Genomic DNA, 18,610 nt, shown 5'->3' on the forward strand with positions numbered 1-18,610 from the left:
ACAATCCACCCTGATTGAAAATCGACATTATATGGAACTTAAAGCGACAACATTGGGCAAACGCATGGCTCAGCATCCTTATGACAGGGTGCAGTTACTGAACGCCGGGGTAAAGGTTTCCGGCGATCGTCATGAGTATCTTATCCCTTTCAATCAGTTATTGTCAGTGCATTGTAAGCGCGGTCTGGTCTGGGGTGAACTGGAGTTTGTGCTGCCGGACGATAAAGTCGTGCGTTTGCACGGTACCGAATGGAGCGAAACGCAGCGCTTTTATCACCATTTACACACCCTCTGGCAGCAGTGGAGCACGGAAATGAGCGATATCGCCGCCGGGGTGCTGAAGCAGCAGCTGGCAGCCATCGAACGCACCCGGGCAGAAGGTAAGTGGCTGACGCGTCAGCAGGTAGCGGACGTTCAGGATAATATTCGCCATGCGTTAACCGGGCTGCCGATGCCCACCAGCCGGCTTGACGCCTTTGATAACTGCCGGGAACTGTGGCGGGAGTGTCAGCGCTGGTTAGGGGATATTGAAGCGGCGCGTCAGGCCCATAACCAGGCCTTTACCGAGGCGATGCTGGAGCAGTATCGCGGCTTTTTTGACGGCGTGGAATCCTCCCCGCTCAATCCGTCGCAGGCGCGGGCGGTGGTGAACGGCGAGCGCTCCCTGCTGGTGCTGGCGGGAGCGGGCAGTGGTAAAACTTCGGTGCTGGTGGCGCGAGCGGGCTGGCTGCTGGCGCGGGGAGAAGCGGCGGCAGAGCAAATACTGCTGCTGGCGTTCGGCCGCCAGGCGGCGCAGGAGATGGATGAGCGGATCCGCGAGCGTCTGGCTTCAGACGATATTACTGCTCGCACCTTCCACTCGCTGGCGCTGCATATTATCCAGCAGGGCAGCAAAAAAGTGCCCACCATCAGTAAGCTGGAAAGCGATACTGCGGCCCGCCACGCATTGCTGCTGAAAAGCTGGCAAAAGCAGTGCCAGGAGAAAAAAGCGCAGGCGAAAGGCTGGCGTCTGTGGCTGGAAGAGGAGATGGGCTGGCAACTGCCGGAGGGGGACTTCTGGCAGGATAAAAAAGTGCAGCGGCGGATGGCCAGCCGGCTTGACCGCTGGATCAGCCTGATGCGCATGCACGGCGGCTCCCAGGCGGAGATGATCGCCGGCGCGCCGGAAACGGTACGCGATCTGTTCAGTAAACGGGTGAAGCTGATGTCACCGCTACTGAAAGAGTGGAAGGCGGCGCTGAAGGCGGAGAATGCGGTTGATTTTTCCGGCCTGATCCATCAGGCGGTCAATATTCTCGATAAAGGCCGCTTTGTCAGCCCGTGGAAACACATTCTGGTGGATGAATTTCAGGATATTTCGCCGCAGCGAGCCTCGCTGCTGGCCGCGCTACGCCGGCAAAATAGCCAAACTACGCTCTTTGCCGTTGGCGATGACTGGCAGGCGATTTATCGGTTCAGCGGGGCGCAGCTCTCCATGACCACCGCGTTCAACCACTACTTTGGCGAAGGGGACTGCTGTGCGCTGGATACCACCTATCGCTTTAACGGGCGAATCGGCGAAATAGCCAATGGTTTTATCCAGCAGAATCCGCATCAGTTAAGCAAACCGCTGAATAGCCTGACGGCGGGAGATAAAAAGGCCGTCACGCTGTTAGCCGACGATAAGCTGGACGATCTTCTGGATAAGCTGAGCGGTTACGTTAAGCCCGAGCAGCGGATCCTGCTGCTTGCCCGCTATCACCATCTTAAGCCCGAGGCGCTCGATAAGGCGGCGACGCGTTGGCCGCACCTGCAGCTTGATTTTATGACCATTCATGCCAGCAAAGGTCAGCAGGCCGACTATGTCATTGTGCTGGGACTGCAGGAGGGCGTGGATGCGTTTCCGGCCCCAGCGCGCGAGTCGATCATCGAGGAGGCGCTCCTGCCGCAGCCGGAAGATTTTCCGGATGCGGAGGAGCGTCGACTGCTGTACGTGGCCATAACCCGCGCCCGTCACCGGGTGTGGCTGTTATTTAACAAGGCGCAACCGTCGCCGTTTGTTGAGATCCTGCAGGCGCTGGATGTGCCTGTGGCCAGGAAGCCGTAATCGCGGCTCGATTATTTCAGGCGCTCGGCAAGATAGCGTGGATAATCCGGGATCAGAATATCGAGCGGTTGAGCGAAGTGCGGCGACTGGATAATAAAGTCAGCGGTGGAGACGTTAGTGGCGACCGGAATGTTCCAGACCGTAGCCAGGCGCAGCAAGGCTTTGACATCCGGGTCGTGAGGAACCGCGTTCAGCGGATCCCAGAAGAAGATCAGTACGTCGATTTTGCCTTCTGAAATGAGGGCGCCCACCTGCTGGTCGCCGCCCATCGGGCCGCTCAGCATGGCATTGACCTCCAGCCCGGTAGCCCGGGAGACCAGGTTGCCGGTAGTGCCGGTGGCGTACAAAACATGTTGCGCCAGCAGCGCCTGATGGCGAGCAACCCATTTCATCAGCATATCTTTGCAGTGATCGTGAGCCACCAGCGCGATATGTTTTTGCGCGGGCAGGGTACGTGTTGTCAGTTCCATATTTTCATTCCACATTTTGACCTGTTGACAGATTACTGAATGTGGCTGTCGCTGCAAGCATCGCGGATGAAAATTTTGCTGGATCTGTGGGTTAGCTTGGATGGCCCCCTGCTGCGGATTAGCATACACTTAGGTGAAATAGCAGGAGGAAACCATGAAAGAGAATGATATTGCTGACATCCTGACCTCGACACGGACGATTGCGCTGGTCGGAGCCAGCGACAAACCTGACCGTCCGAGCTACCGGGTCATGAAGTATCTGCTGGATCAGGGGTATCACGTTATCCCGGTTTCGCCGAAGGTGGCGGGCAAGACGCTGCTGGGGCAGCAGGGATATGGAACGCTTGCCGATGTTCCGGAAAAGGTCGACATGGTTGATGTCTTCCGTAATTCAGAAGCGGCATGGGGCGTGGCGCAGGAGGCGATTGCTATCGGCGCGAAAACGCTGTGGCTGCAGCTGGGAGTGATCAATGAGCAGGCCGCAGTGCTGGCCAGAGAAGCCGGGTTAAACGTGGTGATGGATCGCTGCCCGGCCATAGAGCTGCCGAGACTGGGATTAGCAAAATAACAAAAAACCCCGCCAGGCGGGGTTTTGTTTAGTTGCGAAGGCGCGGAGCCTGCAGCTGCTGGCGAATCGTTTTGGCCAGTTCGTCAAGGGACGGCTGCTCCGGGTGTTCGTCGCGGAGTTCGCTGCTCAGTTGCGCTTCAGCCAGATAGGTGTGGATCGGCTGACCGTCATCATCTTCCATCACTACATGGTACCAGGGCGCCGCACGCAGTTCGTCATTAGCGGCAATTTCATCCTCTTCCGGCTCCGCGAGCGAGTACTCGGGATCGACATCGACGATGACGCCCAGGTAGCCCAAGAGCGTATGGCGGACCTGTTGGCCGATACCGAATTTGCTGGCTATCATAGGCACCTCCTGGGAAACATGAATACTCCCTATATGAGGCTCATGTTTCGTTTTTCAAGTTACATGACGCGACAGGCAAACCCCTTCAGATACAGCCCTTCCGGGTAGGTTGCGATCACCGGGTGGTCGGCAGCCTGACGGAACTGTTCTATAAATTGTACATCACGCCCGGCATCAATTGCGGCATCTGCGATGATTTTCTGAAATAAATCGGTGGTCATCAGGCCGGAACAGGAGAAGGTCAGCAGCACGCCGCCGGGGTTCAGCAGCTGGATCGCCAGCATATTGATGTCTTTATAGCCGCGGCATGCGCCCATCAGCTGGCTTTTGTTTTCCACGAACTTCGGCGGATCCATCACGATGACGTCGAATTTCTCTCCCTGATCCCGGTACTTACGCAGCAGTTTGAATACGTCGTCGCGCACAAACTCCGCTTTGGACAGATCCAGCCCGTTGAGCTCCACGTTCTGGCGCGCAACGTCGAGCGCCTCCTGCGAGGTATCCACGCTGGTGACCTTGCGGCAGCCGCCCATCAGCGCCGACACCGCAAAGCCGCCGGTGTAGGAGAAGCAGTTCAATACCCGTTTGTCCGCCACGTAGCGACGGGTCGCCAGGCGACTGTCGCGCTGGTCGAGGTAGTAGCCGGTTTTGTGCCCGCCCTGAATATCAACCAACAGCTTCATACCGTGCTCGGTAATCGGCAGCAGCGCTGGCGGCAGTTCTCCCACCACCGGCCCCTGGGCCAGCTCCAGACCCTCTTTTTTACGCACCGCGACATCGCTGCGGTCGTAAATGGCGCAGTCCGGGAACAGGGTCTGCAGGGCGCTGATGATGGCGGCGCGCTGGTATTCGGCGCCTGCGCTGAGGAGCTGCAGCACGAAAAAGTTGCCAAAGCGGTCGATCGTCACGCCCGGCAGCCCATCGGACTCGCCGGCGATCAGACGGTAGCTGTCGAGGCCATCGCGCTCGGCCAGCCAGGCACGCCAGGTTTGCGCTTGCTGCAGGCGGCGTTCAAAGAAGGCGTTATCGATGGCTTCGTTGCGGTCGAATGTCCACACGCGGGCACGGATCTGTGACGAGGGCGAGTAAGCGCCGCGGGCCAGCCATTTTCCCTGATGGTCAACGATATCGATGGTTTCACCGCTGCGGGCTTTACCTTCCATACGGGCGACGCCGCCGGAGAAAATCCACGGATGGCGACGCAGCAGGGATTTCTCGCGTCCTTTGGCTAACACTAAGCGGGGGAATAGGGAATCTGTCATGGAGCTACCTTTAAGCAACGGGAATGTCGGCACCGAAAAATGGCGCGTAGATTAGCACACCTGGCGCACGCAAGCATCTTTCCTCCGGCAGGCGCAGGTGAGCGTTTCGGCACAAAACGCAGGCGCATCGGCACATTCACCGTGCATGGGCTGTCATACCCTGTCTTCTCACCCCCAGGAGGAGAAGACGATGAAAACAGGAATGCGGATGACCGTGGCGATGGTCGCGGCAGTGAGCAGTGGCGCGATGGCAGCGCCGTTTAGCGTAAGCAGCGATGATATGCATGACGGGCAAGCGCTGGCCCAGCAGCACTGGTTTGCCGGTTTCGGCTGTACCGGAGGCAATGTCTCTCCGCAGCTGGCATGGAAAAATGCCCCGGCGGGGACGCGCAGCTTCGCGGTCACCGTCCGGGATCCTGATGCGCCTACCGGCAGCGGCTGGTGGCACTGGACGGTGGTCAATATCGCCAGCAGCGTCTTTTCGTTACCCGCTGGTGCGGGAGATAAAAACAGCGCTACACTGCCGGACGGAGCGGTGCAGGGGCGCAATGATTTTGGCTATGCCGGCTTCGGCGGCGCCTGCCCGCCGGCGGGAGATAAACCGCACCGCTACCGTTTTACGGTGTGGGCGCTGGATGTCCCCACGCTGCCGGTGAATGCCGAGGCCAGCGGGGCGCTGGTCGGGTATCTGTTACACAGCCATGCTCTCGCCAGCGCGCAATTGACGGCGACGGCCGGGCGCTAAAACAAAAGGTCGGTCTGATGGAGAGTATCCATTTTCAGCATAACGCCCTGACCGCCGCGGAGATTACCACCCGACGGCTGTGCAGGCTGCACCGCGTGCGTCTGTTTTCCCCGGCGCTCTGTCGGGTGAAACGCGGCAGCAAAGTGATTGTGCAAGGGGAGAGCCGTGTGCTGGCGACACCGCAACAGCTGATTGTGTTGCCGGCTGACGTTGAGCTGGAAGTGATTAACCAGCCGGACAACGGCCTCTTTTGCTCCGATCTGCTGTCGCTGACGCCTGAGCTGCTGACGGCGTTTAAGACCCGCTATCTCAGCGAAAAACCACCGGGGCGTCTGACTTCGCTCTGCGCCCCGGTGACCAGTGAGCTGGCTTTTATGTGGCAAAGCGTTCTCCAGGCGGTGCGGGAAGGATTATCCACTGCTTTGCAGCAGCACCAGACCATGGGCCTGCTGCTGGCGCTCCACGAGGCGGGGTATGCCGGCCCGCTGCTCGTCGAGCGGCAGCAGGATCTGTCGGCGCAGGTTCGGCAGCTGGTCATGCTATCGCCGGCGCAGGCATGGAGCGTGTCGCGGGTGGCGAAAATGCTCTTTCTCGGAGAGTCCACGCTGCGCCGTCGTCTGCAGCAGGAATCGCAGAGTTTTCGCCAGATCGTCGAGGAGGTGCGGATGGCCCACGCCCTGGGACAGCTGCAGACCACCTCGCGGCCAATAGGCGAAATCGCGCAGAACAGCGGATATCAGTCGGGATCGCGCTTTACCGCGCGCTTTCGCCAGCACTATGGTTTACTACCAAAGCACGTACGCTGAGCGAATTTGCTATCCTCAGCGTAAAGGGTAAGTCAAAAGGAGAGGTTAATGGCCAGTATCTGCACCATGGCATGGGTATACGGTTCCGTTCAGGGCGTAGGGTTTCGCTATTCCACGCAGCGGGAAGCGCTGCAGCTGGGGTTGACCGGCTATGCCCGTAATCTGGACGACGGCGGCGTAGAAGTCCTTGCCTGCGGCGAGGCGGAGCAGGTGGAGAAACTCATCGCCTGGCTGAAAGCCGGCGGGCCGCGCAGCGCGCGGGTTGACCGAGTGTTGACTGAACCCCATCAACCCACCCGCAGCTGGGACAAATTCGCGATCCTCTATTAGATGCACTTCACCGGCTTCGGCAGCCCGGCGATTTTGGTCGCCTGTTTGGCGGGGCCTTTCGGGAACAGGCGATAGAGATAGCGGCTGTTGCCTTTCTCTTCACCAAACTTGTTGGCCATCGCCTTGACCAGCATGCGGATCGCCGGTGAGGTGTTGAATTCAAGGTAAAACTCGCGCACAAAGCGCACCACTTCCCAGTGCTCAACGGCGAGCGTTATCCCTTCCTGCGCGGCGATAACGTCGGCCATCGCCTCGCTCCACTGGGTAGTATCCTTCAGATAGCCTTCGCTATCCGTCTCAATTTCGTTGCCTTCAAAAATAAACATAATTTTTCACATACCGCCTGAAACTGGCCGCAGTGTAGCAAAAAAAAAGGCCCCGCATAAGCGAGGCCTCTGGTAGCAGGGGAGCGGTTAGTCCCGGCTGGCGAAGCCCAGGATGCTCAGCAGGCTGACAAAGATGTTGTACAGCGAGACATACAGGCTGACCGTGGCGCGAATGTAGTTGGTTTCACCACCGCGGATGATGTTGCTGGTCTCGAACAGGATGGCGCCCGAAGAGATCAGGATGAACACCGCGCTAATCGCCAGGTGCAGCGCCGGCAGCTGCAGGAACAGGTTAGCGACCATACCAATCAGCACCACCACGACGCCGGCCATCAGCATACCGCCGAGGAAAGACATGTCTTTGCGCGTCGTCAGCACGTAGGCCGAGCAGCAGAAGAAGACCAGCGCCGTACCGCCCAGCGCCAGGCCGATTAAATCGCCCATGCCGGCAGAAAGGTACGCGTTCAGCATCGGCCCAAGGATATAGCCGAGAAAGCCGGTGAAGGCGAAGGCGGAAATAATCCCGGTGGGCTTATTCGCCGTTTTATAGGTCAGGAACATCAGACCGTACATCCCCACGAGGGTCAAAATCAGCCCCGGGGAAGGCAGCATCAGCACCGTGCTGGCGGTAGCGGTGATGGCGGAAAACGCCAGCGTCAGGCTGAGCAGGAAGTAAGTGTTACGCAGAACCTTGTGCGTGCTGAGCAGCGAGGAACGGTCACGCGATGATGTAATTATGCGATCCATGAGTCACTCTCTTATGACAGATGTAATTAGGGATAAAGAATAAGAAAAACAAGCGTGAAGCCCTAATGCTTTTACCCATCTTTACTTAGTTTTTGCCGCGTTTGACTAGCATAAAATTCTACATGGATTGGAAAAAGCGATATGTTTTCGCGTTTCGCTTCGGTGAGCCGATCGAAATCTTATAGGTTGCTGAAAAATATTGCTTTATTGAAATTCTGCGACTAAGTGTGGAAGGGGGAATAACTCCGTACGTTAAAGGCAAAGGGAAATGACATTACATAAAAACAATCACATCACGCGAACGCTCCTGGCCGTAAGTATGATAGCAATGTTCGGCGGGGCGCAGGCGGCGCAGGTGCCGCCGGGGACTCAGCTGGCAGAAAAGCAGGAACTGGTCAGAAATAACGGCAGTGAACCTGCCTCACTCGATCCGCATAAAGTCGAGAGCGACATTGAATTCAACATCATTAGCGATCTCTTTGAAGGGCTGGTCAGCGTGACGCCTGCGGGGGCGATCCAGCCCCGACTGGCGGAACGCTGGGAAAACAAGGACAACCTGTTATGGACCTTCCATTTACGCCCTGGTCTGACCTGGTCCGACGGCACGGCCATCACGGCGCAGGATATCGTCTGGAGCTGGCAACGGCTGGTCTCGCCAACCACCGCCTCCCCCTATGCGAGCTATCCCGGCAATATGCATATCGCCAACGCCCGTGAAATTGCCCTGGGGCAAAAGGGACCGGAGACGCTGGGGGTGAAAGCGCTGGACGACACCACGCTGCAGGTCACTCTGAACCAGCCGAATGCCGCCTTCCTGGCGATGCTGGCGCACCCTTCGCTGGTACCGATCGACAAAGTGCTGGTGGAGCGTTTTGCCGATAAATGGACCCGCCCAGAGCATATCGTTACCAGCGGCCCGTATAAGCTGACCCAATGGGTGGTGAATGAGCGGTTGGTGGCTGAACGTAATGCGAAGTACTGGGATAATGCGCACACCGTTATTAATAAAGTGACTTACCTGCCCATCTCTTCCGAGGCTGCCGATGTCAACCGCTACAAAGCGGGGGAGATCGATATTGTTTATACGGTGCCGATCAATCAGTTTGCGCAGTTGCAGAAAACCATGGGCGACCAGCTGGACGTTTCGCCGCAGCTGGCGACCTATTACTACGAATTCAATACTACCCGGCCGCCGTTTAACGACGCCCGAGTGCGTCGCGCGCTGAATATGGCGCTTGATAAAGATATCATTGCCGGAAAAGTACTTGGCCAGGGGCAGCGCCCGGCCTGGGTGATCAGCCAGCCGGATATCGGCGGTGTGACGCTGCACAACCCGGATTACGCCAGCTGGCCGCGCGAGAAGCGGATTGCCGAGGCGAAAAAACTGCTGGCGCAGGCGGGGTATGATGACAGTCACCCATTGGTCTTTACCCTGCTGTATAACACCTATGAGTCGCACCAGCGTATCGCCATCGCCGCCAGCTCTATGTGGAAGAAAAACCTCGGCGTCGAGGTGAAGCTGCAGAACCAGGAGTGGAAGACGATGCTGGATACCATGCATACGCATAACTTTGACGCTGTCCGCTATGCCTGGACCGCCGACTACGACGATGCCGCCACCTTCCTCAACACTTTCCGTACCGGGGATAGCGAGAACACCAGTCAGTACAGCAACCCGGCTTACGATGAGGCGCTGCGCAATGCGGCGAAAGCCTCCGACGTGGCGAGCCGGGGCAAATACTATCAACAGGCGGAAGATCTGCTGGCGCAGGATGTTCCCGCCATTCCGGTCTATCACTATGTGCGTACCCATTTAGTGAAACCCTGGGTGGGAGGCTTCACGCCGGATAAGCTGGGGTATTACTACACCAAAGACATGTACATTAAAAAACACCCATCCGCTAGCGGCGACGGGCGCTGATTTTCTGCGCGAACTGCCTGAAATTCAGACGAATAACACAAAATTGTTTGTTTTTAAGGCAGTTGAACAAAATGGTGCTTTACAGCATCCGCCGAGGTGTTTATAGTGCGCCTCACACCGGAAGTGTGGCCGAGCGGTTGAAGGCACCGGTCTTGAAAACCGGCGACCCGAAAGGGTTCCAGAGTTCGAATCTCTGCGCTTCCGCCATATAAAAGAAGGGGTTACCGAAAGGTAACCCCTTTTTACTTTTCCCCTGGCCGTTCTGACGGCGCGTCATCTTCACGTCACGACTGCGCAAACCCACCCTGCCTGCAGCGTTATCGCTGGGGAAAATGTGACGATTAATCCATTTCAAATTGTTGTTATTTTAATTATTCAGTCTCACATTATAAACGGAAATGGTGCTCAGGAATAAAAAACCTGGTGCAAAATATCTTCGTCTATACTTGGAAAACGATGATTTACCTGCCATGGTGCTTTCGCAGAAACAGAGACCAGTGAGGTCAGCATGCCTGTCATTAACCCGCAAGATATCAAAGCATTACGGGCGTTGGTTGAACAGAAATTAAAATACACGCTGTGTGTTAACTTAAATAAAGCGACACATGGCGATATTTTTAACGCGGTGGCGCTAGCCATTCGTCATTTTCAGCAGGACCATTTTCTGACGAGCCAGGCGCGGCAGCGCGAAGAGCGAAAAAAGCGCGTTTACTACCTGTCGATGGAATTTTTACTCGGCCAGTCGCTGCGTAATAACCTGGTGAATATGAATTTACTGGATGAGATGCGCCAGGTGGTCAATGACCTGGGGTTTGAGCTTGAACTGATCCTTGACGAGGAGCCTGACGCCGCGCTGGGTAACGGCGGGTTAGGCCGTTTAGCCGCTTGCTTTATAGACTCGATGGCCACCCTTGATATTGCCGCATCCGGGCATGGCATCAAATACGAATATGGGCTTTTTCGCCAGTCCTTTCAAAACGATCAGCAGGTCGAGCATCCTGATGACTGGCACTCCATGCATTCCCCATGGCTGGTGGAGCATCACGCTCAGCAAATTCTGATCCCGCTGGGGGGATATATTGAGCACAGCGAAGATATTGATGGCAACTACAATCCGATGTGGCTCGGTTGGAAAACCATCATCGGTATTCCCCATGATTATTTTGTTTCCGGCTACCGGGATACATCAACTAACACGCTGCGCCTTTACAGCGCGGTGGCCTCTGACTCCTTTAATATCCATATTTTTAATCGCGGGGATTATATTAAGGCAGTAAGTGAGAAAATCGCCTCGGAGAATATTTCAAAAATACTCTATCCTTCCGATGAGGTCCTGACCGGAAAAGAGCTGCGTCTGACGCAGGAGTATTTTTTGGTGGCCTGTACGCTACGGGATATTTTTCGTGACTATGCCGAGGTTAATGACGACATTACTTTGCTAGCGCAGCATGTGGCTATACAGCTTAATGACACCCATCCGGCATTAGCGGTGGTGGAGCTGATGCGGATCCTGGTCGATGAATACCGACTGCCATGGGAGCAGGCGTGGGAGATAACGCAAAATACCTGCGCCTATACCAATCATACGCTGATGCCGGAAGCGCTGGAGACCTGGCCGGTGTCGTTGTTTGAGAAACTACTGCCGCGTCATTTGCAGATTATCTTTGAGATTAACCATCGTTTCCTTGAAGAAGTAGGCCGGCGCTGGCCGGATAAACCTCATCTGTTATCTTCACTGTCTTTAATTGACGAGCATCACGATAAGCAAATTCGCATGGCTAATCTGGCCATTGTCGGTAGCCACCGCGTCAACGGAGTAGCGTGGCTGCATCCGGAACTGGTCAAAAAACAGTTGGTGCCCGACTTCTATTTTATGACCCCGGAGAAATTCATTAATCAGACCAACGGCGTCACGCCGCGTCGTTGGGTGCAGCAGGCTAACCCGGGCCTGGCAGAATTTTTACAGCAGCAACTGGGGGAAGGGTGGCCAACTGATTTACCCCTGCTTTCCCGCCTGGAAGATCTGGCCAGCGAGTCAGCCGTGATTGATCGTATCCAGGCCATAAAATTTGCCAATAAAACCGCACTCAGCGAGCTGGTGGCTCAACGCTACGGCATCGCGCTGGATCCGCTGGCGATGTTTGACTGTCAGGTCAAACGTATTCATGAATACAAGCGCCAGTTGCTCAATATTCTGCACGTGATCGCGCTGTATCTGGATATCAAAGAGAACGGGCGTACTATCGCGCCAAAGGTGCATCTGTTTGCGGGTAAAGCGGCGCCAGGCTATCGGATGGCAAAGCTGATTATTCAGTTGATTAATACCGTTGCCCGAAAAATTAACAGTGACCCGCAGGTTGCCGGGCAGCTTAAAGTGGTATTCCTCGAAGATTATAAAGTCTCGCTGGCGGAGAAAATCATTCCCGCCACGGATCTCTCTGAGCAAATTTCCACCGCCGGCACCGAGGCGTCCGGCACCAGCAATATGAAGTTTGCCATGAACGGGGCGTTAACTATTGGCACCTATGATGGGGCGAACATCGAAATCCGCGAGGCGGTGGGGAGCGAGAATTTTTATCTGTTTGGCGCGGTGGCGGAAGAGATTGAAGAGAGCCGACGCCTTGGGCGGCATCATGGGTTCTATCATGACAACCCGGCTATCGCGCGTGTTGTCGATAGCCTGGTGTCCGGGCTGTTTTCAGCCGATCGCGAGCTGTTTGCGCCACTGCATCAGATGCTGACAGGGGCCGATCATTACTGCCATCTGCTGGATTTCGACAGTTATTGTCTGGTGCAACGGCAGGCAATGGCCGATTTTGAACAGCCGGATCAGTGGCACCGCCGGGCCTTGCTCAATATTTGCCGGATGGGGGAATTTTCCAGCGACCGAACCATCCGCGGCTACGCCAGGGATATTTGGGGTATCAGGTGCTAAAGAGAACACATGCCGAACAGAGCAGGGACGCGTCGACGGTTATCAGCCAACATTGAGGATGAACATGAACGTTGAATTACATACTGAGCAGGGCGTCAAGGTCATTGTCCCCCTGGTTCGCCGGCTGGATGCTTCCGTCGCATCAGCGTTTAAGCAGCAGGTTCTTGAGGCTCTTGACGGTCAGACGAAAAACCTGGTGCTGGACCTGAGCCATGTCGATTTCATCGACAGTAGCTGCCTGGGCGCCCTGGTATCCATTCTCAAGAGCGTCAGTGGGCAGGGAGAGCTGGTGCTCTGCTCGGTCAATGGGACAATCCAAAACCTGTTCAAGCTCACCCGCATGGATCGCGTCTTTTCGATTAAAGAGACTCGTCAGGATGCACTGAACCTGTTGACTGCGAAATGACGCTCAGGCAGGCCTGGAAGGCCGCGGATTATCGATCGCCCGTTCATTCTTCGATAATCCGCGCCTTTGGTTTGCTCAGCAGAAGCATCACCAGCGCGACGTAGGGCATCGGCTTCCAGAAAAAGTAGCCCTGCAACAGATGAATATTCTGGCGATTGAGATACTCTAGCTGAGCCTGAGTTTCGACGCCCTCGGCAATGATGCGCAGTGACAGCGTCCGCGCCATCTCTATCACGCAGTCCAGCAGTTTGCTTGACGGCGCCTCGTCAGTCACCCGGCCGACAAAGCTCTGATCGATTTTGATATAGTCGAAAACCAGCTCATGCAGATAGGAAAGCCCGGAATAGCCGGTGCCAAAGTCGTCCAGCGCGATGGAAAACCCGCGGGAGTGTAACGCGTTGAGCTTGTCGACAACCGCCTCGTTGAGCAACAGCGGCTCCTGTTCGGTGATCTCCAGCATCAGCTTCACCGCTGTGCCCTCAAAGCCGCGCTGAAAGTGCAGGCAGTCATCGATAAACGACGGGGCGTTGATATGCGATGCGCTGATATTGACGCCGATATGAAACCCGTCCGGCAGCTTACTGAAGATCGGCCTCATCTGGGCGGCGACCTGCGCCATCAGGCTACAAGTGAGTGGGATAATCAACCCAGTACGCTCGGCCAGCGGAATAAATTCAGCGGGCGAACGCCACTGCGCCGTGGTGTTTGGCCAGCGGGCGAGGATTTCCACGCCATAGATCTCTCCGGTTTTCCCGTTCACCAGCGGTTGATAGTAGGGAACGATAGCGCCCTGAGCGATGGCGTAGCGCAGCCTCTCCTCTTCTGAGGTATAGACATTGAGGTATTTGCGCAACAGAAAATAAAACAGCAACGAAACAGAGAAAATAAAAATCAGCAGCCCGGACCCATTATGAAATAAGCGGCCGGGGCTAAAAAAAGGCGACTCAGGATAGGCAATATGAAATGGATAGTCTGGTGAGCTAAAAATATCCCGGTTCGGACCAGCGTTGAGTGGCTTCACATCGCCATATCTGGCAATCATTTGATTGTGAACCAAAAGCGCCAGCCCGCCGTTATCCTCATCGCTATATAAGGCATCGCGCAAATGGATATCGCTGATGCTGACAATGACTCTTACCTGCGCCGAACGAGTGTGATAGATCAGCACTGGCCGCTTATTCACCATCATTCTGGCGGGCAGCAGCTGCAGTGGCTCATCGGGTAAAGACTCAGGATGGAGCGTCAGTACCCGATTGCCCGGCAGCGACGAGCACCACACCTTGCCATCTTTTACCAGCACGATCGTGCGCAGATGCGGCTGCAGGGCGGCCTCGGTCCCGAGCTGAAACTGGCCCTGCACGGAGCAACCGCCGCGGCTAACGTTCATCGCCGTCATCGTTGCTGCGCGGGCCTCATCCAGAATAACGGCGATTTTCTTTGCCGCCTGACGGGCGGTGGCGACATGCGAGGCCTGATCGGAATGCCACAGTTGCCAGTTTATAACGAACACGCCAGCCAGAAATACCACCAGCGCCAGGGAAAAGGCAATCCATGCGTTTCGTCGCTTTATCTCTTTCATTTGTTGGGCATGCAATGGTGTTTGTGCATAAAGTGAACCATCTCTCTGGCAGTAAAGGCTTTTCTATGATCGTAGAAGGGAGATAACTTCCGCGATGACGGCGCATCATAAAAATATGATCGCTATCACAATACCTGCCGACAAAGGCCGGTTATATCGCGTTGACGCTACGTACCTCTTCTGCCGGTAATAAAAATAAAAAATTAATGTTTTCTTAATATATTTTTCTGGGCCGGCTGGTTATTAGCATTTTCCAGTCCGTAGTGGCGTGCTTGCGCTATTTTTTGCTTTTTTAAGTTTATGATAATTGTTTTCATTATCATTCTTTTTTTGCTGTGATTTAATCCTCTCCGCTCAGGCTATTTACCATTAATTTCCCTGGTTCATTAAGGATGCGTTCATGAAATCTCGCTTATCGCCCCTCTGTAAGGCAGCGCTGGTTGCCGCTTCTCTGTTTCTGGCGCCGCAGGGGATGGCGGCTGACGGTCAGGACGGGATTGTGGTCTACAACGCCCAACACGAAAATCTGGTGAAGTCGTGGGTGGATGGATTTACGAAAGAGACCGGTATTAAAGTCACGCTGCGCAATGGCGATGACAGCGAGCTGGGTAATCAGCTGGTTCAGGAAGGCGCCGCGTCGCCAGCCGATGTGTTTCTGACCGAGAACTCACCGTCGATGGTGCTGGTTGATAATGCCAAACTTTTTGCCCCGCTGGATGCGGCCACCCTGCAGCAGGTTCCGGCACAATATCGCCCTCAGCACGGTCGCTGGATTGGCATCGCCGCGCGTAGCACCGTGTTCGTCTATAACCCGGCAAAAATCAGCGAGGCGCAGCTGCCGCACTCGCTGATGGATCTGGCAAAACCGGAGTGGAAAGGCCGCTGGGCGGCTTCGCCATCGGGGGCTGATTTCCAGGCTATCGTCAGCGCGATGCTGGCGCTGAAGGGTGAGCAGGTGACCCTCGACTGGCTGAAGGCGATGAAAACCAACTTTGTCGCCTATAAAGGCAACAGCACGGTGATGAAAGCGGTCAACGCCGGGCAGATCGACGGCGGAGTGATCTACCATTACTATCGCTTCGTTGACCAGTCAAAAACCGGCGAGAACAGCAAAAACACCCAACTGTATTACTTCAAACACCAGGATCCGGGGGCCTTCGTCAGCATTTCCGGCGGCGGCGTGCTGGCCTCCAGCAAACATAAAGCACAGGCGCAGGCCTTTATTAAGTGGATCACCGGTAAGCAGGGACAGGATGCGCTGCGCACCAATAACGCCTTCGAATATGCGGTGGGGGTAGACGCGGCCTCTAACCCGAAACTGACCCCGCTGAAAGATCTGGATGCCCCGAAGGTGGAACCTTCCTCGCTGAACAGTAAAAAGGTCATTGAACTGATGACGCAGGCTGGCCTGCTCTGATCCTGAGGAAGTGATATAGCTATGTCTGTTCTGAGTCTGTCGCTCGGAAAGAAAACAGGACGCCTGCCTGAGCGCAGGCGTCCTGCATTTCCGATGGTTGCCTTAGCGCTCCTGTTTTCATTGCTGGCGCTGTTGCCGTTAGGGTTTGTGGTGGCGGTCGGATTCGATACCGGCTGGCCGACAATCAAAGCGCTGGTCTTTCGCCCGCGGGTAGGCGAACTGCTCAGCAATACCCTGTGGCTGACGGTGCTGACTGTCCCCATCAGCATTGTGCTTGGCGTGACGCTGGCCTGGCTGACGGAACGTACCGCGCTTGCCGGGCGGCAGCTGTGGTCGGCGCTGGCGGTGGCCCCGCTGGCCATTCCGGCCTTTGTCCAGAGCTACGCCTGGATCAGCGCTGTGCCCTCGCTGCATGGCCTGGGCGCTGGGGTGTTTCTCTCGGTGCTGGCCTACTATCCGTTTATCTATATGCCGGTGGCGGCCGTGCTGCGCCGACTCGATCCCACCCTTGAGGATGTCGCCGCGTCGCTGGGCACGCCGCCGTGGAAAGTGTTTTTCCGGGTGGTGCTTCCGCAGCTGCGGCTGGCCGTCTGCGGCGGTGCGCTGCTGGTGGCCCTGCATCTGCTGGCGGAATATGGTCTGTATGTGATGATCCGCTTCGATACTTTCACTACCGCCATTTACGATCAGTTCCAGTCGACCTTCAGCGGTCCGGCCGCCAATATGCTGGCGGGCGTGCTGGCTCTGTGCTGTCTGGCGATCCTGCTGCTGGAGAGCGCTTCGCGTGGTAAAGCGCGCTATGCGCGTATCGGCGCCGGGGCGGCGCGCGAGCAGAAGCGCCTGGTGCTGGGTAAAGGGGCCGCCTTCGGCGCGCAGCTGCTGTTTCTGCTGCTGGTGCTGCTGGCGATGGGGGTGCCGTTGCTGGTCCTGGGGCGCTGGCTGTGGCTGGGCGGTATCGATAACTGGCTACATGCCGATCTGTGGCATTCCCTGCGCCAGACTCTGTTGCTGGGGGCGGGCGGGGCGCTGCTGACGACGGTCTGCGCGATCCCCATCGCCTGGCTCGGCGTGCGCTATCCGCGTCCGCTGTTCCGCCTGCTGGAGGGGTGTAATTACATCACCAGCTCGCTGCCCGGCATTGTGACCGCGCTGGCGCTGGTCACCGTCACCATCCACTATGCCCGTCCGGTGTACCAGACCGAAGTGACGCTGTTTCTGGCCTATTTGTTAATGTTTATGCCGCGGGCGCTGATTAACCTGCGCGCCGGTATCGCCCAGGCGCCGGTGGAGCTGGAAAACGTCGCCCGCAGTCTCGGACGCAGCCCGGCCCGCGCCCTGTGGAGTATCACCATGCGACTTGCCGCCCCGGGGGCGGCCGCCGGCGCCGCGCTGGTGTTCCTTGGCGTCAGCAATGAGCTTACCGCCACGCTGCTGCTCTCGCCGTTAGGCACCCGCACGTTGTCGACCGGCTTCTGGGCGTTAACCAGCGAGATCGACTATGTGGCGGCGGCGCCCTACGCGCTGTTGATGATCATCATTTCGCTGCCGCTGACGGCGGTTCTCTATATGCAGTCGAAAAAAATGGCAGGGTTGTAACATGCTGGAATTGTCTTCTGTTTCGAAATCCTTCGCCGATGCGCAGGTCCTCGATAATATTCATCTTCAGGTGGCTCCGGGTAGCCGGACGGCAATTGTGGGTCCGTCGGGTTCGGGAAAAACCACGCTGCTGCGCATCCTTGCCGGTTTCGAAACGCCCGACAGCGGACGCATCGTGATGCACGGCGCGCCTCTGTTTGCCGAGGGCGTGTTTGTTCCTGCCCACCAGCGACGGATCGGCTACGTTCCGCAGGAGGGGGCGCTATTTCCTCACCTCAATGTCGCGGACAATATCGCCTGGGGGCTGGACGCCAGCCGCGAGGAAAAACGTCGCCGGGTGGGCGCACTGATGGAGATGGTCGCCCTTGACCATAGCCTGGCGCGCCACTGGCCGCATGAGATCTCCGGCGGCCAGCAGCAGCGTGTGGCCCTGGCTCGCGCCCTGGCCCAGCAGCCGGCGCTGATGCTGCTCGATGAGCCCTTTTCTGCCCTGGACACCGGGCTGCGCGCCAGCACACGCAAAGCGACCGCCGATCTGCTGGCGGAGACCGGCATCGCCTCGATTCTGGTGACTCATGACCAGACCGAAGCGCTGTCGTTCGCCACCCAGGTGGCGGTGATGCGCCAGGGACGTTTCGCCCAGGTGGGTACCCCGCTGGCGGTTTACTCGCAGCCGGTGGACGAAGAGACGGCGTTGTTTCTCGGCGATGCCCTGATCCTCCCCGCACGGCTGAGCCCTGGGCGGGCCAGCTGCGCGCTGGGCGACCTGGCGACAGACGCAGCGCATCCTGCTGGTGAAGGTAAGGTGATGTTGCGTCCGGAGCAGCTGAGCGTCAGCGTGAGCGGACCACAGGAAAGTACCGCCACCATCCGCGATGTTGATTTCTCCGGCCAGCTCTCCACGCTGACGCTGTCGATGTCCGGGCACGATCGGCCGATTGTTCTGCGAACCGTAAGCCAGCCGGCGTGGCAGCCAGGCGCGACGGTGCGACTGACGGTCAGCGGCAAGGCGCGCGTGTTCAGCGGCTAATCTCTGAGCAGGCGCCGCCGGATATCGGTGGCGCCGCACG

General features: G+C 57.0%; 17 protein-coding genes, 1 tRNA gene and 1 pseudogene. 12 read left to right on the forward strand and 7 right to left on the reverse strand.

Annotated features, from left to right (window positions below; translation table 11 throughout):
• The first annotated feature begins 31 nt into the window (after window positions 1–31).
• Window positions 32–2,086, forward strand: coding sequence for a DNA helicase IV (helD, locus tag CE636_RS24385; RefSeq protein WP_017899462.1), 2,055 nt, complete (start codon window positions 32–34; stop codon window positions 2,084–2,086).
• Between the two features lie 11 nt (window positions 2,087–2,097).
• Here helD and mgsA read toward each other — a convergent pair whose 3' ends face one another.
• Entirely contained in the window at window positions 2,098–2,556 is a 459-nt protein-coding gene (gene mgsA, locus CE636_RS24390) for a methylglyoxal synthase (protein WP_004201439.1), read from the reverse strand.
• A 154-nt stretch (window positions 2,557–2,710) separates the two neighbouring features.
• Here mgsA and CE636_RS24395 point away from each other — a divergent pair, with 154 nt between their 5' ends.
• Window positions 2,711–3,124, forward strand: coding sequence for a CoA-binding protein (locus CE636_RS24395; RefSeq protein ID WP_004201441.1), 414 nt, complete (start codon window positions 2,711–2,713; stop codon window positions 3,122–3,124).
• A gap of 28 nt (window positions 3,125–3,152) precedes the next feature.
• Here the strand turns inward: CE636_RS24395 and hspQ are convergent, their stop codons facing one another.
• Window positions 3,153–3,470, reverse strand: a complete 318-nt coding sequence (gene hspQ, locus CE636_RS24400) for a heat shock protein HspQ (protein WP_017899464.1) — start codon at window positions 3,468–3,470, stop codon at window positions 3,153–3,155.
• A gap of 59 nt (window positions 3,471–3,529) precedes the next feature.
• A complete protein-coding gene (gene rlmI, locus CE636_RS24405; RefSeq protein ID WP_017899465.1) occupies window positions 3,530–4,732 on the reverse strand; it encodes a 23S rRNA (cytosine(1962)-C(5))-methyltransferase RlmI in 1,203 nt (400 codons plus the stop codon).
• 190 nt (window positions 4,733–4,922) lie between these two features.
• Between rlmI and CE636_RS24410 the strand changes: the two genes are divergently transcribed.
• From CE636_RS24410 to yccX, 3 genes are read left to right on the forward strand one after another with little or no spacing between them, the layout of a single operon-like run.
• Window positions 4,923–5,477: a YbhB/YbcL family Raf kinase inhibitor-like protein gene (locus tag CE636_RS24410; RefSeq protein ID WP_017899466.1), complete on the forward strand. Its 555-nt coding sequence runs from the start codon at window positions 4,923–4,925 to the stop codon at window positions 5,475–5,477.
• 17 nt (window positions 5,478–5,494) lie between these two features.
• Window positions 5,495–6,283 (forward strand): AraC family transcriptional regulator, encoded by a 789-nt coding sequence (locus tag CE636_RS24415; protein WP_004201445.1) that lies wholly within the window; start codon window positions 5,495–5,497, stop codon window positions 6,281–6,283.
• Window positions 6,284–6,331: 48 nt separating this feature from the next.
• Window positions 6,332–6,613 carry an acylphosphatase gene (yccX, locus tag CE636_RS24420; RefSeq protein ID WP_004201446.1) on the forward strand — a complete coding sequence of 94 codons (282 nt, stop codon included), beginning with the start codon at window positions 6,332–6,334 and terminating at the stop codon, window positions 6,611–6,613.
• On the opposite strand, the gene tusE is transcribed toward yccX, so the two are convergent.
• The gene (tusE, locus tag CE636_RS24425; protein ID WP_004201447.1) at window positions 6,610–6,939 is read right to left on the reverse strand and encodes a sulfurtransferase TusE; all 330 of its coding nucleotides are present in this window, start codon (window positions 6,937–6,939) and stop codon (window positions 6,610–6,612) included. The genes yccX and tusE overlap by 4 nt on opposite strands.
• Before the next feature lie 87 nt (window positions 6,940–7,026).
• Window positions 7,027–7,686 carry an FtsH protease modulator YccA gene (gene yccA, locus CE636_RS24430; protein WP_002898458.1) on the reverse strand — a complete coding sequence of 220 codons (660 nt, stop codon included), beginning with the start codon at window positions 7,684–7,686 and terminating at the stop codon, window positions 7,027–7,029.
• A 268-nt stretch (window positions 7,687–7,954) separates the two neighbouring features.
• Here yccA and CE636_RS24435 point away from each other — a divergent pair, with 268 nt between their 5' ends.
• The 4 genes from CE636_RS24435 to CE636_RS24450 all read left to right on the forward strand — a co-directional run bounded on the left by CE636_RS24435 (window position 7,955) and on the right by CE636_RS24450 (window position 12,948).
• Window positions 7,955–9,607, forward strand: a complete 1,653-nt coding sequence (locus CE636_RS24435; RefSeq protein WP_017899467.1) for an ABC transporter substrate-binding protein — start codon at window positions 7,955–7,957, stop codon at window positions 9,605–9,607.
• Between the two features lie 119 nt (window positions 9,608–9,726).
• Window positions 9,727–9,814 (forward strand) — tRNA-Ser (locus CE636_RS24440).
• Window positions 9,815–10,115: 301 nt separating this feature from the next.
• Entirely contained in the window at window positions 10,116–12,542 is a 2,427-nt protein-coding gene (locus CE636_RS24445; RefSeq protein WP_017899468.1) for a glycogen/starch/alpha-glucan phosphorylase, read from the forward strand.
• A gap of 64 nt (window positions 12,543–12,606) precedes the next feature.
• The gene (locus CE636_RS24450) at window positions 12,607–12,948 is read left to right on the forward strand and encodes an STAS domain-containing protein (protein ID WP_004201450.1); all 342 of its coding nucleotides are present in this window, start codon (window positions 12,607–12,609) and stop codon (window positions 12,946–12,948) included.
• A 43-nt stretch (window positions 12,949–12,991) separates the two neighbouring features.
• Here CE636_RS24450 and CE636_RS29445 read toward each other — a convergent pair whose 3' ends face one another.
• Both CE636_RS29445 and CE636_RS29450 read right to left on the reverse strand, forming a co-directional pair.
• A complete protein-coding gene (locus CE636_RS29445; RefSeq protein ID WP_170923573.1) occupies window positions 12,992–13,819 on the reverse strand; it encodes a cyclic diguanylate phosphodiesterase in 828 nt (275 codons plus the stop codon).
• A gap of 93 nt (window positions 13,820–13,912) precedes the next feature.
• Window positions 13,913–14,527 (reverse strand): annotated as a pseudogene (locus CE636_RS29450) (CSS-motif domain-containing protein); the annotation flags it as partial.
• A 400-nt stretch (window positions 14,528–14,927) separates the two neighbouring features.
• Between CE636_RS29450 and CE636_RS24460 the strand changes: the two are divergent.
• From CE636_RS24460 to CE636_RS24470, 3 genes are read left to right on the forward strand one after another with little or no spacing between them, the layout of a single operon-like run.
• Complete coding sequence (locus CE636_RS24460) at window positions 14,928–15,944, forward strand: iron ABC transporter substrate-binding protein (RefSeq protein WP_017899471.1); 1,017 nt, start codon at window positions 14,928–14,930, stop codon at window positions 15,942–15,944.
• Between the two features lie 21 nt (window positions 15,945–15,965).
• The gene (locus tag CE636_RS24465) at window positions 15,966–17,540 is read left to right on the forward strand and encodes an ABC transporter permease (RefSeq protein WP_017899472.1); all 1,575 of its coding nucleotides are present in this window, start codon (window positions 15,966–15,968) and stop codon (window positions 17,538–17,540) included.
• 1 nt (window position 17,541) lies between these two features.
• A complete protein-coding gene (locus CE636_RS24470) occupies window positions 17,542–18,570 on the forward strand; it encodes an ABC transporter ATP-binding protein (protein WP_004201455.1) in 1,029 nt (342 codons plus the stop codon).
• The last annotated feature ends 40 nt before the right edge of the window (window positions 18,571–18,610 follow it).

The sequence above is a fragment of the Klebsiella sp. LY genome (genome assembly GCF_004010915.1).
Taxonomy (GTDB): Bacteria; Pseudomonadota; Gammaproteobacteria; order Enterobacterales; family Enterobacteriaceae; genus Klebsiella; species Klebsiella quasipneumoniae.

What these genes read in the sequence shown, in the direction of transcription:
- helD (WP_017899462.1), top strand. Translation starts at nt 32, where the DNA reads ATGGAACTTAAAGCGACAACATTGGGCAAACGCATGGCTCAGCATCCT.
- mgsA (WP_004201439.1), bottom strand. Translation starts at nt 2,556, where the DNA reads ATGGAACTGACAACACGTACCCTGCCCGCGCAAAAACATATCGCGCTG.
- CE636_RS24395 (WP_004201441.1), top strand. Translation starts at nt 2,711, where the DNA reads ATGAAAGAGAATGATATTGCTGACATCCTGACCTCGACACGGACGATT.
- hspQ (WP_017899464.1), bottom strand. Translation starts at nt 3,470, where the DNA reads ATGATAGCCAGCAAATTCGGTATCGGCCAACAGGTCCGCCATACGCTC.
- rlmI (WP_017899465.1), bottom strand. Translation starts at nt 4,732, where the DNA reads ATGACAGATTCCCTATTCCCCCGCTTAGTGTTAGCCAAAGGACGCGAG.
- CE636_RS24410 (WP_017899466.1), top strand. Translation starts at nt 4,923, where the DNA reads ATGAAAACAGGAATGCGGATGACCGTGGCGATGGTCGCGGCAGTGAGC.
- CE636_RS24415 (WP_004201445.1), top strand. Translation starts at nt 5,495, where the DNA reads ATGGAGAGTATCCATTTTCAGCATAACGCCCTGACCGCCGCGGAGATT.
- yccX (WP_004201446.1), top strand. Translation starts at nt 6,332, where the DNA reads ATGGCCAGTATCTGCACCATGGCATGGGTATACGGTTCCGTTCAGGGC.
- tusE (WP_004201447.1), bottom strand. Translation starts at nt 6,939, where the DNA reads ATGTTTATTTTTGAAGGCAACGAAATTGAGACGGATAGCGAAGGCTAT.
- yccA (WP_002898458.1), bottom strand. Translation starts at nt 7,686, where the DNA reads ATGGATCGCATAATTACATCATCGCGTGACCGTTCCTCGCTGCTCAGC.
- CE636_RS24435 (WP_017899467.1), top strand. Translation starts at nt 7,955, where the DNA reads ATGACATTACATAAAAACAATCACATCACGCGAACGCTCCTGGCCGTA.
- CE636_RS24445 (WP_017899468.1), top strand. Translation starts at nt 10,116, where the DNA reads ATGCCTGTCATTAACCCGCAAGATATCAAAGCATTACGGGCGTTGGTT.
- CE636_RS24450 (WP_004201450.1), top strand. Translation starts at nt 12,607, where the DNA reads ATGAACGTTGAATTACATACTGAGCAGGGCGTCAAGGTCATTGTCCCC.
- CE636_RS24460 (WP_017899471.1), top strand. Translation starts at nt 14,928, where the DNA reads ATGAAATCTCGCTTATCGCCCCTCTGTAAGGCAGCGCTGGTTGCCGCT.
- CE636_RS24465 (WP_017899472.1), top strand. Translation starts at nt 15,966, where the DNA reads ATGTCTGTTCTGAGTCTGTCGCTCGGAAAGAAAACAGGACGCCTGCCT.
- CE636_RS24470 (WP_004201455.1), top strand. Translation starts at nt 17,542, where the DNA reads ATGCTGGAATTGTCTTCTGTTTCGAAATCCTTCGCCGATGCGCAGGTC.